Origin of the sequence: Desulfosalsimonas sp., from assembly GCF_046483245.1 — a bacterium.
GTDB lineage: Bacteria > Desulfobacterota > Desulfobacteria > Desulfobacterales > Desulfosalsimonadaceae > Desulfosalsimonas.
Genome location: NZ_JAWODO010000047.1, coordinates 1 through 14,650, shown reverse-complemented (window position 1 = coordinate 14,650; position 14,650 = coordinate 1). Strand labels below are relative to the sequence as shown.

The following is a 14,650-nucleotide window of genomic DNA, read 5'->3' as shown; positions in this document are numbered from 1 at the left end:
GATGCCTGTCATCGAAATCTACAGCACAAAGGCCTGCCCGTTTTGCCGGATGGCCAAATCCCTGCTGGATCAAAAAGGCGCTGAATATACTGAAATTCTTGTGGATGCCGATCCGTCGCGCATGACCGAGGCAGTGGAGCGAAGCGGCGGCCGGCGTACGGTTCCGCAGATTTTTATTGATGATCAGCATGTGGGGGGCTATGATGAACTAAACGCCCTGGACCGCAAAGGCGGTCTGGATCCCCTGCTTGGCGGCTAAGTTTGCCGGATCCCGGAACGCTTTCCGGACGGCTCTGATGCATGGGCATTGCCCGGGCGGATTCACAAACATTGAACTCGTGAGCTATTGGATATTTCTATGAATTTCGAGGCCCGCCGTTATCGTAAAAATACGCGTACCACTGTTTGGCCCGATATTATGGCCACCCTGAAAATCATTGACCCTTATAGCGACAAGCGAAAAGTGCTGACGATCCATGGACGTGTCAATGATCTGGGGGGCGCGGGCATGTTTCTGCTTACCGATGAAACCGTGCCGGTGCCGGCAAAAGCGGATATCACCATTGATTTTGATTCCGGCAAAAGCCCCGGACTTGTGCTGACCGCCCGGGGCGAGACCGTGAGAAGAACTTCCAGGGGGGTGGGCCTTCGGTTTACTTCCATTGATATGTCAGAGCTGCAGCGGTGCATCCTTGCACGGATGAACCGATAAGTTTGATGGCACCGTAAAGTCCAATATCTGCGTTACGCGCAATTTTTCAGAATTTCACGTACGGTTAACTTTTTTCCCGTGCCCGGGCCGTCGGCTGTCAAGGGCGACCACCAGTTTCCAGGGAAAGGTCATTGCAAATTCAAGGATAAATCCCAAAGGGGCCAGCACAAACACCGCAGGCAGCCGGATCAGATAAAAATGCAGGGCTGTGCGCAATTGTTTTGTTCTGGGTTTGTTTGCTTTCATAAACCGATTATAAACAGGTTGATACCCCCATGTCCAGTCTGAAGTGGACACGTCTGAACCGGACCTGCCCGGCGCTGCCGGACCCATTGCACGTGTGTTTCCCGTAACCGCCCGGAGATGCAAGAAATGCAGATTCGGTCCGCTTTTTCAATATTCTGGGGTATCGGCTCTTTTCAGGCCCTGGCCATGTTCCGCAGGGGCCTTTTTTATTCCTACCTGTCGATTTACCTGCGCTATTACCTGGATCTTTCCGTTACCGAAACCACCCTTTTTGCAACCCTTCCTATGCTGGCCAATATCATTGCTCAGACTTTTTTTTGGGGCCGGCTTTCAGACCGGCTTCAGCTCAGGCGCACCCTGATTTTATGGGGGGAATTTTCAGGCGCCGTAGGAACCGTGCTGATCTGGGCCGTGCACGTAATGGCTGCATCGCCTTATCAGGCAGGCTATGTCATTATTCTGGGGCTGACCGTGGTGGAGATGTTTTGGTCCATGAGCAATATTGGCTGGAGTGCCCTGATATCGGATTTGTATCCGGAACAGAAACGAAACGAGGTTCAGGGCAGACTGGCCAGTGTGGGCGGCCTGGGCCGGCTGCTGGGGATCTGGATCGGCGGCCAACTCTATGACGGACTGGGCGCCATGTACGAAGGCTGGGGTTTTGAATCCGGGGTGCTGTTTTTCGTGGCCGCAGCTGTAATGCTTATTGCCATGGTGCCGGTTTTGTTTCTGCCCGAAGGGGGCACAAGCCGGCATCCGCCTGCGGATTCGGATTGCGGTCCAATGTGTGCGGCCGATTCTTTGCGCCTGTACATCATTTTTCTCATTGCCATGACCCTGATCAATTTCGGCCGCAACTGTGTAACCATCATTCAGTCCCAGTATCTTTTTCTGGAATCCGGCTTTGCTGTTTCCAGTGAACTGCTCAGCCATATTGTCAATACCGAGTCTGTGGCCATTGTGCTGCTGGGTGTTTTTTCCGGCCACATCGGAAGGCGGATCGGAAACGGGCGGGCGGTGTGCGCCGGCGCCCTGGCTGCCATTGCATACCTGTTGATATTTGCACTTGCCGATCAGCTGTGGCTGATTTTTGCCGCCAGTTTCCTGCGGGGGGCAGGGGAGGTGATTATTCTGGCGGCTTCCTATGCCATGGCTTCCATTTTAATCCCGCCTCAGCAGCGGGGACGGTGGTTTGGATATTTTAACGCCACCCTGTTTCTGTCCTGGGGGGTGGCCGGCACCTTGATTGCCGGACCGGTGGTGGATACCATGGAGTTTATGGGGTTTGCATCGGTGATGGCCTACCGGGCCGCGTATCTTTCGGCTTTGATCATGACCGGGGCCGGACTTGGCATTCAGCTGGTGCTGGTATTCGTGTTGATGCCCAGGGCCGGCATCCGCAAAGCCGTGCTTTGATCACAGCGAAAGGACGCACATGATTTTAAGAAGCATCGGGGGATTTTTTCTGTTTGTGGGCATTGCCTGGTTGCTGAGTGAAAACCGGCGACAATTTCCCATGCGCACCGTGGCCGCCGGCCTGGGGCTGCAGGTGATTCTGGCCGTGGCCCTGCTGAAATTTCCGTATTGCGCCCGGGTTTTTGCCTGGTTAAACCGGGTTGTGCTGGCCTTGCAGGAATCGACTATAGACGGTACCGGATTTGTTTTCGGATACCTTGCCGGCAAAAACCCGCCCTTTGCGGTCACAGATCCGCAGGCCACCTTTATCCTGGCCTTCCAGGCTCTGCCCCTGGTGCTGGTGATCAGCGCCCTGTCTGCCCTGCTTTTTTACTGGGGGGTTCTTCAGCGCATTGTCCGGGTGTTTTCCCGTATTTTTGAAAAAACCATGCAGCTTGGGGGTGCTGAAAGCCTGGGGGTTTCGGCCAATATTTTCGTTGGCATGGTGGAATCGCCGCTTTTGATTCGGCCATACGTGGCCAAATTGACCCGAAGCGAGCTGTTTGCCGTGATGGTTTCGGGTATGGCCACCATCGCCGGAACCATGATGGTGGTATATGCCAGCATTCTTTCTGACCTGGTGCCCAATGTCATGGGCCACATCCTGACGGCTTCCATCATCAGTGCGCCTGCGGCCATTGTGATTGCAAAAATCATGGTGCCGGAAACCGGGGAAATCACCGGTGCCCGTCTCACACAGGAAACCGATGCCTGCGGCGCCATGGATGCGTTAAGCCGCGGGACCCTCCAGGGCATGGAACTGCTGTTAAATATTATTGCCATGATTATTGTGCTGGTGGCCATGGTCAGCCTGATCAACACGGCTCTGGGCCTGTTTCCCGGCGTGGGGGGCCAACCCCTGACCCTGCAGCGGATTTTCGGCTGGCTGCTTTCCCCCCTGGTCTGGATGATGGGCATTCCCTGGGCTGAAGTCCAGGCGGCCGGCGCCCTGCTCGGAACCAAGACCGTGCTCAACGAGATGATCGCCTATGTGGACATGACCCGGACGGCACCGGAAGTTTTGAGCCCCAAAAGCATTCTGATCATGTCTTATGCCTTGTGCGGGTTTGCCAATCCCGGCAGCCTGGGCATCATGATCGGCGGACTCGGCGGTATGGCCCCGGAGCGTCGTCATGAGATTGCTTCCCTGGGGCTGCGTTCCATTATTGCCGGTACCCTGGCCACCTGCATGACCGGCACAGTGGCCGGATTTTTGGTGTAAACCGGCCAGCATGGCCGTCAAGCGGACTTTGGCAGAAGGCAGAAGAAATTGACAAATCATGAAGACTGGTTATTATATGGTTAAATAACATGTTGATTATTCGGTAAAAGTAGTCCTCGTTGGCGCGGTTCCTGCCGATCAGATGTTTTCAAGCGGCGCAGCTCTTTCCTCCGGAGTGCAAGCAGATTCCGTTCACAGCACCTTCATATTCGGTTCGTAGTTATATATCTCCTAGTGGATACGTAAATATTGACACAACCGTCAATATTGGATTTATAACCCCAACCATTGGAGGTGACCATGGCTATACATCTGAGAGGATGGCGTGACATGATGCCCCGCAGAACCCTGGCGGAAAAGGCACTCGGCCAGGCGCTGAAATATCTGGGTGATGATCCGGATAAAAACGCCGGGTATGTGTTAAAGGCGGTGGATCACATTGCAAGCGGCGAAAAACAGGAAATGGTACGCCAGTGGTTTCACCACTGGATGCGGGAAAACGGCCCGGGCCGGCAGTTTTTGAAACGGGTGGTGGAAAATACCCATCCCCGGGTGCGCCAGCGGTACGTGGCCCGAATGGTGGCCAGCATGTTTTTCCGTGATCCCGAAGCACCCTGGCGCGCCCAGAAACAATTCGGCATCCAGCCCCCGCCCACCATGCTCATATCCCCGACCATGCGCTGCAATTACCGCTGCCAGGGATGCTATGCCGGCAGCTATGAGCGAAAAGATGACATGCGTCCGGAAACCTTTCACCGGGTGCTGAGCGAAGCAGAGGAAATGGGCATTAACTTTTTTACCATCCTGGGCGGAGAACCCTTTATCTATCCCCATTTGCTCGAAGTCATAGAAAAGCATGACAAGTCTTTTTACCAGGTTTATACCAATGCCTCGCTGATTGATGAAAAAACAGCGGACAAGCTTGTGGAGCTGGGCAACGTGGCCCCCCAGATCAGCATCAATGGTCCGTCTGAAGTCACTGATGCGGTCCGGGGAGAGGGCTCCTTTGACAAGTGCGTCCGGGCCATGGATCTGCTTCGGGAGGCCGGGTGCGCTTTCGGGTTTTCTTCCTTGGTGACCCGCCGGAATATGGATGTCATCTGCTCGGATCAATGGCTGGATTTTCTGATAGAAAAAGGGGCCTTGTACGGGTGGATGTTTTTGTTTATGCCCGTGGGAAATGATCCGGACATGAGTTTGATGCCCACGCCTGAACAGCGAAACCAGATGCGGATGTTCCAGCAGTATGTCCGGGAGAACAAGCCGGTGCTGCTGGTGGATTTCTGGAATGACGGCGTACTGTCGGGCGGATGCATTGCCGGCGGACGGCTCTATTTTCATGTCAACCACCGCGGCGATGTGGAGCCGTGCATCTTCTGCCATTTCGCAACAGACAACATTCATGAAAAAAGCCTGAAAGAAGCGTTGAATTCTTCATTCTTTCGCTCCATCCGATCAGAGCAGCCCTTTTGCTACAACACCCTGCGCCCATGTCCAATGATTGACCACCCCCAGACCATGTGGCGCATTATTCGGGAAAACAATGCAAAGCCCACCCACGAGGGCGCGGAGATCATGTTTACCCGCCTGGCCCCGGAAATGGCCCAATACGCCAGGGGCGTGCAGCAGGTAATGGACCGGGCCTGGCAGGAGGAAGGCTACAAAGATTGGGCTGCCAGGTGGATGCAGCACTGCGGCTTGGCGCCCGAAAACATTGAGCGCCGCCGCAGGGAGTTTGAGCAAAACCGCCAACGGGCCGATGAAAGCGAAATCGTTTATGCAAGGGCCCGGTCAAATTAACCGTAGCGGTTCCATGGCTTTGCCTGTTGTGATGCTTCGGGGTTTTTGTTATATTGTTTTTTTCAGCCCGATTTTTGAAACAATTCAAAAACCCCGGAGGTCTGGATGGCAGGCGATCAGCGACCCTTAATCGGTATCACCATGGGTGATCCCGTGGGCGTGGGACCGGAAATTCTTTGCATGGCCCTGGATTACACGGAAATCTATGATTCTGCACGTCCGGTGGTGATCGGCGATCCTGAGATCATGCACATGGCCGCAGGCATTGCCCGCACCGGACTAAAAATCCGGGCCGTGGATGATTTGCAAACCGCTGTTTACGAACCCGGAATCGTCAATCTTTCTCCGGCATCCGGGCTTTGCTCCGATACGCACAAATGGGGGCAGCCTTCTGCGGAAACCGGCCGGGCCATGATCGGCTATATTGAGGCAGGCATTGATATGGCCAAAAGCGGTCAGATCGATGCCCTGGTCACATGTCCCATCAACAAGGCGGCCATGAAGCTGGCCGGAGGGATATATCCCGGTCATACCGAGATTTTGGCACAGCGCACCGCCGCCCGGGAATATGCCATGATGATGGCCGGCAGTCGTCTAAGGGTGGTGCTGGTCACCATTCACAAGGCCCTGCGTGATGTGCCGTCTGCACTGGATGAAAACCAGATTGCCACCGTGATCCGGCTGACCCACCAAGCCCTTGGATCCCGGTTCGGCATTGCCGGGCCCAGGATTGCCGTATGCGGCTTAAATCCCCATGCCGGCGAAGAGGAAATGTTTGGCCACGAAGAAGCCCGCATGATCCGGCCGGCCATTGCAGGCGCTGTTTCACAAGGGATTTTGGCCACGGGACCGCATCCGGCCGATACGGTGTTTTATCAAGCTGTTAATGGTGCATATGACGCCGTGGTATGCATGTATCATGACCAGGGCCTGATTCCTTTTAAGATGGTGCATTTCCACGACGGGGTCAATACCACCCTGGGGTTGCCCATTATCCGGACGTCCGTGGATCACGGCACTGCCTATGATATCGCCGGAAAAGGCATTGCCGATCCGGGCAGCCTCATGGCGGCCATTGAAATGGCCGTTGATCATGCCCGCAGAATCAAGTATCCGGCCTGAAACCAGCTTGCCAGCCATGCCCATCTCATCTGATTACATTATTATCCGGGGCGCCAGACAGCACAATCTTAAAGACATTGACCTGGATTTGCCCAGAAACCGCCTTGTGGTGATTACCGGGCTGTCGGGATCGGGCAAGTCCACCCTGGCTTTTGATACCCTATATGCCGAGGGCCAGCGCAGGTACGTGGAATCTTTGTCCACGTACGCCAGGCAGTTTCTGGAGCGGATGGAAAAGCCGGACGTGGACCATATCGAAGGGCTTTCGCCGGCCATTGCAATCGAGCAGAAAAGCGGCGGCCACAACCCCCGCTCCACCGTGGGCACGGTTACCGAGATATATGATTATCTCCGGCTGCTGTTTGCCAGGGCGGGCACCCCTCACTGCCACAAATGCGGCCGGCCCATTTCCTTTCAGACCATTGACGAGATGGTCGATCGGGTCATGGCCATGCAGCCGGGCACCCGGATTCTGATTCTTGCCCCCCTGGTGGCCGGCCAGAAAGGCGCCCATGAAAAACTGCTGGCCTGGCTCAGGCGCGAAGGCTTTGCCCGGGTGCGTGTTGACGGGCAGGTCCGGGAACTCGACGGGTTGGCCAAACTGGATCAGAAACGCAAACATACCATTGAGGTGGTGGTGGACCGCTTGGTGGTCAAGGATAACATGAAAAACCGCCTGGCCGATTCCCTGGAGCTGGCTTTGTCCCAATCCGAGGGCATCGCTGCGGTGGATGCGGTGGATGACAAGGACGCCGGCCCCATTATGTTTTCGGAAACCGCGGCCTGCATGCAGTGCGGAATCAGCTATCCGGAGCTAACCCCGGCCAGTTTCTCCTTTAATTCCCCCCAGGGCGCGTGCCCCAAATGTGACGGGCTGGGTACCACCATGGAGTTTGATCCGGATTTGGTTGTGGCTGACCCGGAATTGTCCATCCGCGAAGGGGGCATCCGGCCCTGGGCCAATCGCAGCTCCGTGCATTTTGCCGAATTCATCGAAGCCCTGACCCGCCATTACGGCGCAGACATTTACCGGCCCTACCGCGAGCTGCCGGAGCAGTTTAGGCATGTGCTTCTCTACGGGTCAGGTGATGAGGAGATTCCGTTTTCCATGAGCCGGGGCAATCGCAGGATGGATTTTACCCGGCCCTTTGAAGGGGTGATTCCCAATTTGCAGCGCCGGTATGTGGAGACCGACTCCAGCGCGGCCAGAGAAGAGATCAAGCAATATATGAATTTTAAGCCGTGCCCGGAGTGCGGGGGCACGCGCTTAAACCCGGTGAGCCGGTCCGTGCGCGTGGCCCAGATCACCCTTCCTGAAATTTCAGGCTTTTCGGTTGAGCAGGCATACGCATTTTTCCGGGACCTGAAGCTTGAAGGCAAGAATGCGAAAATCGCAGATCGGATCATCCGGGAAATCACAGATCGGCTGGCTTTTCTGCAAAACGTCGGCTTGTCCTACCTGACCCTGGACCGGGCCGCGGCTACCTTGTCCGGGGGAGAGGCCCAGCGCATCCGTCTGGCCACCCAGATCGGCTCCAAGCTCACCGGCGTGCTTTACGTGCTTGATGAGCCCAGCATCGGCCTGCATCAGCGCGACAATCTCCGGCTCCTGGCCACCCTGAAGCAGATGCGGGATCTGGGCAATACCGTGCTGGTGGTGGAGCATGACGAGGAAACCATCCGGTCTGCGGATTTTGTGGTGGACATGGGCCCGGAAGCCGGGGTCAAAGGGGGACATCTGGTGTTTGCCGGCCCCCCGGATCAGCTGGAGGCCTCGGAAACTTCCCTGACCGGCCAGTATCTGGCCGGCAAAAGGCAGATCAAAACCCCTGAATCCAGACGCCCGGCCACGGGTGCCGGCTTTGTGATCCACGGGGCGGCGCAGAACAATCTCAAAAACATTGACATGCGCTTTCCCCTGGGCTGTTTTGTGTGTGTGACCGGTGTTTCCGGATCCGGCAAATCCACCCTGGTCCTCGAAACCCTGTACCGGATCCTGGCCCGGCGCCTCCACCGCTCGGGCATTCCTCCGGGCAAGTATGCGTCTGCCGAGGGCTTTGAGCACATTGATAAGGTCATCAATATCAATCAGTCGCCCATTGGCCGCACGCCCCGGTCCAACCCGGGGACGTATACCGGAGTGTTTACTTTTATCCGGGAGCTGTTTGCCAAGACACCCGAAGCCCGGATGCGGGGCTATAAGGCCGGACGGTTTTCCTTTAACATCAAGGGCGGCCGGTGTGAGGCCTGCAGCGGGGACGGCATTATCAAGATCGAGATGCATTTTCTGCCCGATATTTTTGTGCCCTGTGATGTATGCCATGGCCGACGTTACAACCGCGAGACCCTGGAAGTCAAGTACAAGGGACTCAATATTGCAGAAGTGCTGGATATGACGGTCAATCAGGCAATGGGCTTTTTCTCCAGCATCGGTCATATCCGATCCAGGCTCCAGACCCTTGTGGACGTGGGCCTGGGCTATGTCCGCCTGGGCCAGCCGGCCACAACCCTTTCCGGCGGGGAGGCCCAGCGGGTGAAACTTTCCCGGGAGCTTGCCCGGCGGGATACCGGCCGTACCTTCTATATCCTTGATGAGCCCACCACCGGGCTTCACATGGAGGATATCAAAAAGCTGCTGGGCGTGTTAAATCAGCTGGTGGAGGCAGGCAACACGGTTGTGGTCATCGAGCACAACCTGGATGTGATCCGGTATGCCGATCACATCATTGACCTGGGGCCCGAAGGCGGAGATGCAGGGGGATTTGTGATCGCAGAGGGTACGCCCGAGGATGTGGCAATGGTTGCCGATTCTCATACCGGTGTATTTTTGCGGCAGGTACTGTAATTTTTTGGGTTTTGATACAAAAGGCCTTTTACCAAGCAATTGCCCGGTAAAAGGCCTTTTGTATTCCAAACAGGGTCAGGGATTTATGCGCCCAGCAGCTTGGTAACGGTACCTGCCATGGGGGTTGCATAAATAATGATCAGTGACACCACCAATGCATAAATACAAAGGGATTCGATAAGTGCCAGACCGATAAGAAGGGTTACGGTAACTTTACCAGAGGATTCTGGATTCCGCGCAATGCCTTCCACTGCGGATCTCAGACCGATACCCTGGGCGATGCCGCAGCCGAATGCCGCAATCGCGATGGCAAAACCGGCTACTGTTACACAAGCGGTAAAAAACTTTAGAGCTTCAATTTCCATTTACAAACCTCCCTTGATATAAGTTGATGTTTCGGCTTCTTCCAAAAACCGCATATATAACACCGCATGGTATTATTCTTTTTAATGGGCCTCGTCCATGGCCAGAGAGAAGTACATAACCGACAGCAGATAGAAGATAAAGGCCTGCACAAAAGAGACAAACACTCCCAAGGCCATTATGGGCAGGGGCGCAAAAAAGGCACCCGCCAACATAAAAAGGATACCGAGCACAAGTTCTTTTCCCATTATGTTTCCAAAAAGTCGGAAAGAGAGGGATAAAACACGCGCAAGATGACCTATGATTTCAATGGGCAGGATAATTGGAATCATCCACCAGACAGGGCCGAGGAAATGCTTGATGTAATGAACGCCGTGCATTTTGATGCCAACATAGTGGGTAAAGAAAAATACTGGTATGGCGCACGACAGGGTGGTGTTCAGATCAGCAGTCGGGGAAAAACATCCGGGTACAAGGCCGGCAAGGTTGGCAAAGAAGATGTAGAGAAAAATGGTTGCCACAAACGGGAAGAACCAGCGTCCTTCTTCACCGGCCATACTAACGGTGAATTCCTCAAGGCTGGAAATAATCATTTCAAATACATTCTGGACCTTGCCCGGTATCATGCTGATATGCTTAGCCCCAAGAGCGCCGACGATGATCAGCAGTGCCATTACAACCCAGCTGTATACCACATGGGGATATTCATGCGCAAAATGCCCCAGCCCGATCAGTTCAAACAGCTTTATGAAAAATAGATATGGATGTTCCACTTCAGACCGCCTCCTTGTATATAAGTTTTATAAATTCCCGGATGGTGCCGAGCATTATGCTTGCCACAACAATCGACAGGCCGATAACCAAGCCAAGTGGTTCAACATATCCGCTTGCAATCAGCAGAAAGATGATAACGCAGGTCAGGATAAACCGGATATAGTACTTAAACAGAACTACGTTATGAGAGGCAAGATGCGGCGGGGTCAGAGAGCGTTTCAGGTTTCTGTACAGCAGGTGAAAATTGAGGGTAACAATTAAGCCGCCGGCAACGATACCCAGGGCAAAATGCAGGTGGGTGGCAGCCAATCCGACTATACTGGCAGCTGCAAGCAGGCACCAGTTCGTCCGCATGATAAATTTGAGCAGACGCTGTTGTATGACCATCTATATCCTCAACTTTTGCTGCTACGCTTGATCACCTTGTAAATATTGTTGAAACCGGCAAGGATGCCGATGCAAAGAAATATGAACATGAAAACAGGCGTTGTGTCAAATAACCGGTCCAGTCCCAGCCCGATAAACAAACCAATAAATATGGCAAGCGCCACGGAAAACCCAAGTGCGCTGTAGTAAGCCAGCTCCTTAAAAGCGTTTTGGGTGTCTTTTTTCATTGCGATCGCCAGCGGTCTCATGACCATTCATTAAAGATAAGACTTTTAACACAAGTATAAATCCGGGTCAATAAAAAACGCAACTTTGCCGCATCTGCTGTTCTCGGGCAAAAAGGGCGTCCCTTATTGCCGGCTCAGGCGCCGGTACTTGATCCGGTGGGGCCTTTCCGCCTCCTCACCCAGGCGCTTTTTGCGGTCCTGCTCGTAGTCGGCGTAATTGCCCTCCACCCAGATCACCTGGCTGTTGCCCTCAAAAGCAAGGATATGGGTGGCGATCCGGTCGAGAAACCACCGGTCATGGCTGATGACCACCGCGCATCCGGCAAAGTTTTCCAGGGCCGTTTCCAGGGCGCGCATGGTGTTGACATCAAGGTCGTTGGTGGGCTCGTCAAGCAAAATCACGTTTGCCCCCTGCTTGAGCATCCGGGCCATGTGTACCCGGTTGCGCTCGCCGCCTGAAAGCATCCCGACTTTTTTCTGCTGGTCAGCGCCGGAAAAATTGAATTTGGATACATAAGCCCTGGACTTGACCTCCACGCTGCCGAGCCGGATGATGTCCTCGCCGTCGGAAACGGCCTCCCACACGGTTTTTTCCGGATCCAGGCTGGCCCGGCTCTGTTCCACATAGGCCAGGCGCACGGTATCACCGATGCGCAGGGTGCCGGTATCGGGCTGCTCTTCGCCGGTGATCATGTTAAACAGGGTGGTCTTGCCCGCCCCGTTGGGACCCACAACGCCAACAATGCCGCCCGGGGGCAGGTGAAAGGACATGTTTTCAAACAAAAGCCGGTCGCCGTAGCCCTTGGAAACGCTGTCTGCCTCCACCACCACCTTGCCCAGGCGGGGGCCGGGCGGGATGTAGATCTGCATTTCTTTTGCCCGGTCTGCGGACTGCTCGTTTAACAGCTGCTCATAGGCATTGATGCGCGCCTTGGATTTGCTCTGCCGGGCCTTTGGAGACATGCGGATCCACTCCAGTTCCCGCTCCAGAGTTTTCTGGCGTTGGGACTCGGCCTTTTCCTCCTGGCGGAGCCGTTCCTGCTTTTGCTCCAGCCATGAGGTGTAGTTGCCCTTCCAGGGAATGCCCCGGCCCCGGTCCAGTTCCAGGATCCAGCCGGCCACGGTATCGAGAAAATACCGGTCATGGGTGACTGCGATAATGGTGCCTTCGTATTGCTGCAGATGCCGTTCCAGCCAGGCAACGGTTTCCGCATCCAGATGGTTGGTGGGTTCATCGAGCAGCAGGATATCGGGTTTCTGCAGCAGAATCCGGCACAGGGCCACCCGCCGCCGCTCTCCGCCGGAAAGGACTTTTACCGGCGTGTCGCCCTCGGGGCAGCGGAGGGCGTCCATGGCCATCTCCAGGCGCGCGTCAATGTCCCAGGCATCGGCGGCATCAAGTTTTTCCTGGACATCTGCCTGGCGGCCGATCAGCTTGTCCATCTCCTCGTCGCTCATGGGCTCGGCAAACTGTTCATTGATCCGGTTGTATTCGGCCATCAGTTCCATGGTGCCGGCAACCGCTTCCTCCACAACCTGGCGCACGGTTTTTTTGTCATCCAGCACCGGTTCCTGCTCCAGAAAGCCCACGGTGTATCCCGGGCTCATGGCCATTTCGCCGTTGTACTGGGTGTCTGCTCCGGCCATGATGCGAAGCAGGGTGCTTTTGCCCGCTCCGTTTAATCCAAGCACTCCGATTTTGGCGCCGTAGAAATACGACAGGGAAATGTCCTCGATAATGGGCTTTTTATGGTGATACTTGCTCACGCGGTTCATTGAGCAGATAATTTTGTCTGGCTGCTGCCGGCTCATGAAGAAATCCTTTCTGTTGCCTGGAATATAAAAGATGATGGGTTTGTGACCCGTAAAATAACCTTTTGACAGCATCGCAAACTTGCGGTTTGCGATATTTAATGATATCGGTTTCGGCATATCTATAGCCGAAGTTTGTGTTTCGGATCAACCGCAATGTACAAACTGCAAAGGAAAACAGGTTTTGGCCAAACGCCCTGTTACACCTACTTATGTGATCTTCTACATTCTGTTTCTGCCCGATTCGTGGCGCATTCTTATGGGAATCGGCCTGGGCGCCCTGTTGGGACCGCATCTGATAAAACCGGGCATGGATACCGCCGGCCGGGCCATGATGTTTGTGATGCTTGCGGTCATCGGTTACGCCGTATCCGGGGTGCCGGCAAAATGGATTACCACAGGTCTGAAGAAATGGATCCTGGGTCCGGGAGGCCGGTAATACGGATTTTGCATTTATCCGGCGCCGGGTTTGTGCCGGAGTTTTGTTCTTACTTTTTTTTCCAGGTCATCTATGATCTGCCGCAGCACACTGCGTTCAATCACTTGTCCGGAACCGTTCCAGCCGGCTTGTAAAGCCTGTTTTTTTTTGTTCTCAAAAGCCCCACCGATGTCGTGACCGTGCAGCAGGGGGTATCGACTACATGATCCCGAATCCAAACCCTGACACTGGGTTCGGCTCCACTGGGGACAGACAGTGGAACTACTGGCTTACCCCCTGGGAGCCAAGGGACGAGATGATTCCCGGCTATATGCAGATGTACCAAGTCCTGTCCGATTCGCACGATGGGGCCGTCTATCGAGGAGCCAGCAACAGCATCAATGGCCTCTACGAACGGCACGGGGATCAGAATCCACCGATCCCTTACAAGGGCAGGCTCTATCTTCATCTTAGCAACGCCGTAGTTGCCTTAGGCACGACTACTGAGCCAGCGACAGCTATGACGCCTATACCCGCCGTTGCCGTGCATCGGGCTGCCATCGCTCCGGTGAGCACCGCTGATCTCAAGCTAGAGCTGTCCGCAGAGGTGCAGAAGATGCTGGATGTGGGTCATCTGAGGCCCGGGTACTTGAGCCACGGCCTCTTCGATCAGCGGACGGAGCGGATCATCGGGGAGAACCTGATCGACTACTGGCACCACCCAGGAGACACACTCTACGCTCTTCTTCGAGCCCTGCCGTACCTGGCGCCGGATCAGCAGGACAATGTAAAGGTGTACCTACGGAATGAGTTTGCGAACTACCCACCCTACGAGTATGTACACATCGGCTGGCGTGACGGGGCAGCGCGCGAGGTCTTCGATCTGCCACGGGAGGTGGAGGAAGACGTCGTCAATAATCCACCCCACAGCAATTACGCAAGCTTCTACGAGGGGTGGCACTACCCGCCGCATATGTTCTATGCGTTGTGGAGGTACGCCGAGGAATTCGGCGATGCCCGGACCATCTTCGACAAGAGCAAAGGCAGACTCGAGACACCACCAGGCAATGACTATCTGGTCAAGTACCCTGATGTGCACAACGCCTACATTGCCGGCTACCTGGGCTATCTCCAGCTGGAGAAACTGGCCGGCTACCCCAAGTCAGAGAGTGTCGCCGCAGAGCTCGACTGGTTACTCACTCTACGAGCAAGCAGCTTTGACAAGGACAACCCCTGGGTCGAGTGTGAGAGACCTGCATGCGATAAC

Annotated in this window: 14 protein-coding genes; 9 read left to right on the top strand and 5 right to left on the bottom strand. The window is 55.0% G+C overall.

Going from position 1 to position 14,650, the window contains the following annotated elements; translation table 11 throughout:
* Nucleotide 1: 1 nt before the first annotated feature.
* The 7 genes from grxC (at nt 2) to uvrA (ending at nt 9,402) form a co-directional block, all read left to right on the top strand.
* Nucleotides 2-259, top strand: coding sequence for a glutaredoxin 3 (gene grxC, locus R6U41_RS04950; RefSeq protein ID WP_410268726.1), 258 nt, complete (start codon nt 2-4; stop codon nt 257-259).
* Between the two features lie 159 nt (nt 260-418).
* Entirely contained in the window at nt 419-712 is a 294-nt protein-coding gene (locus tag R6U41_RS04945) for a PilZ domain-containing protein (protein WP_410268725.1), read from the top strand.
* 372 nt (nt 713-1,084) lie between these two features.
* The gene (locus R6U41_RS04940) at nt 1,085-2,374 is read left to right on the top strand and encodes an MFS transporter (protein WP_410268724.1); all 1,290 of its coding nucleotides are present in this window, start codon (nt 1,085-1,087) and stop codon (nt 2,372-2,374) included.
* A gap of 19 nt (nt 2,375-2,393) precedes the next feature.
* Nucleotides 2,394-3,635 carry a NupC/NupG family nucleoside CNT transporter gene (locus R6U41_RS04935; protein WP_410268723.1) on the top strand — a complete coding sequence of 414 codons (1,242 nt, stop codon included), beginning with the start codon at nt 2,394-2,396 and terminating at the stop codon, nt 3,633-3,635.
* A 300-nt stretch (nt 3,636-3,935) separates the two neighbouring features.
* Complete coding sequence (locus tag R6U41_RS04930) at nt 3,936-5,435, top strand: radical SAM protein (RefSeq protein ID WP_410268722.1); 1,500 nt, start codon at nt 3,936-3,938, stop codon at nt 5,433-5,435.
* A gap of 105 nt (nt 5,436-5,540) precedes the next feature.
* Nucleotides 5,541-6,557 (top strand): 4-hydroxythreonine-4-phosphate dehydrogenase PdxA, encoded by a 1,017-nt coding sequence (gene pdxA / locus R6U41_RS04925; RefSeq protein WP_410268721.1) that lies wholly within the window; start codon nt 5,541-5,543, stop codon nt 6,555-6,557.
* Between the two features lie 22 nt (nt 6,558-6,579).
* Nucleotides 6,580-9,402 carry an excinuclease ABC subunit UvrA gene (uvrA, locus tag R6U41_RS04920; protein WP_410268742.1) on the top strand — a complete coding sequence of 941 codons (2,823 nt, stop codon included), beginning with the start codon at nt 6,580-6,582 and terminating at the stop codon, nt 9,400-9,402.
* 83 nt (nt 9,403-9,485) lie between these two features.
* Here uvrA and atpE read toward each other — a convergent pair whose 3' ends face one another.
* The 5 genes from atpE to ettA all read right to left on the bottom strand — a co-directional run bounded on the left by atpE (nt 9,486) and on the right by ettA (nt 12,965).
* Nucleotides 9,486-9,767 carry an ATP synthase F0 subunit C gene (atpE, locus tag R6U41_RS04915; protein ID WP_410268720.1) on the bottom strand — a complete coding sequence of 94 codons (282 nt, stop codon included), beginning with the start codon at nt 9,765-9,767 and terminating at the stop codon, nt 9,486-9,488.
* Nucleotides 9,768-9,848: 81 nt separating this feature from the next.
* Nucleotides 9,849-10,538, bottom strand: coding sequence for a F0F1 ATP synthase subunit A (gene atpB, locus R6U41_RS04910; protein WP_410268719.1), 690 nt, complete (start codon nt 10,536-10,538; stop codon nt 9,849-9,851).
* Between the two features lies 1 nt (nt 10,539).
* Nucleotides 10,540-10,926: an ATP synthase subunit I gene (locus R6U41_RS04905; protein ID WP_410268718.1), complete on the bottom strand. Its 387-nt coding sequence runs from the start codon at nt 10,924-10,926 to the stop codon at nt 10,540-10,542.
* 8 nt (nt 10,927-10,934) lie between these two features.
* Nucleotides 10,935-11,174, bottom strand: coding sequence for an AtpZ/AtpI family protein (locus R6U41_RS04900; RefSeq protein ID WP_410268717.1), 240 nt, complete (start codon nt 11,172-11,174; stop codon nt 10,935-10,937).
* Nucleotides 11,175-11,276: 102 nt separating this feature from the next.
* On the bottom strand, nt 11,277-12,965 hold the full coding sequence (ettA, locus tag R6U41_RS04895; protein WP_410268716.1) for an energy-dependent translational throttle protein EttA: 1,689 nt from the start codon (nt 12,963-12,965) through the stop codon (nt 11,277-11,279).
* A gap of 184 nt (nt 12,966-13,149) precedes the next feature.
* Between ettA and R6U41_RS04890 the strand changes: the two genes are divergently transcribed.
* Together R6U41_RS04890 and R6U41_RS04885 are read left to right on the top strand one after the other, a co-directional pair.
* On the top strand, nt 13,150-13,404 hold the full coding sequence (locus tag R6U41_RS04890; RefSeq protein WP_410268715.1) for a hypothetical protein: 255 nt from the start codon (nt 13,150-13,152) through the stop codon (nt 13,402-13,404).
* 202 nt (nt 13,405-13,606) lie between these two features.
* A partial coding sequence (locus R6U41_RS04885) for a hypothetical protein (RefSeq protein ID WP_410268714.1) occupies nt 13,607-14,650 on the top strand: 1,044 nt, incomplete at its 3' end.

Excerpts from the sequence above, each read along its gene's own strand:
- grxC (WP_410268726.1), top strand. The coding sequence starts at position 2 with ATGCCTGTCATCGAAATCTACAGCACAAAGGCCTGCCCGTTTTGCCGG.
- R6U41_RS04940 (WP_410268724.1), top strand. The coding sequence starts at position 1,085 with ATGCAGATTCGGTCCGCTTTTTCAATATTCTGGGGTATCGGCTCTTTT.
- R6U41_RS04945 (WP_410268725.1), top strand. The coding sequence starts at position 419 with ATGGCCACCCTGAAAATCATTGACCCTTATAGCGACAAGCGAAAAGTG.
- R6U41_RS04900 (WP_410268717.1), bottom strand. The coding sequence starts at position 11,174 with ATGAGACCGCTGGCGATCGCAATGAAAAAAGACACCCAAAACGCTTTT.
- R6U41_RS04930 (WP_410268722.1), top strand. The coding sequence starts at position 3,936 with ATGGCTATACATCTGAGAGGATGGCGTGACATGATGCCCCGCAGAACC.
- pdxA (WP_410268721.1), top strand. The coding sequence starts at position 5,541 with ATGGCAGGCGATCAGCGACCCTTAATCGGTATCACCATGGGTGATCCC.
- R6U41_RS04905 (WP_410268718.1), bottom strand. The coding sequence starts at position 10,926 with ATGGTCATACAACAGCGTCTGCTCAAATTTATCATGCGGACGAACTGG.
- ettA (WP_410268716.1), bottom strand. The coding sequence starts at position 12,965 with ATGAGCCGGCAGCAGCCAGACAAAATTATCTGCTCAATGAACCGCGTG.
- R6U41_RS04935 (WP_410268723.1), top strand. The coding sequence starts at position 2,394 with ATGATTTTAAGAAGCATCGGGGGATTTTTTCTGTTTGTGGGCATTGCC.
- atpE (WP_410268720.1), bottom strand. The coding sequence starts at position 9,767 with ATGGAAATTGAAGCTCTAAAGTTTTTTACCGCTTGTGTAACAGTAGCC.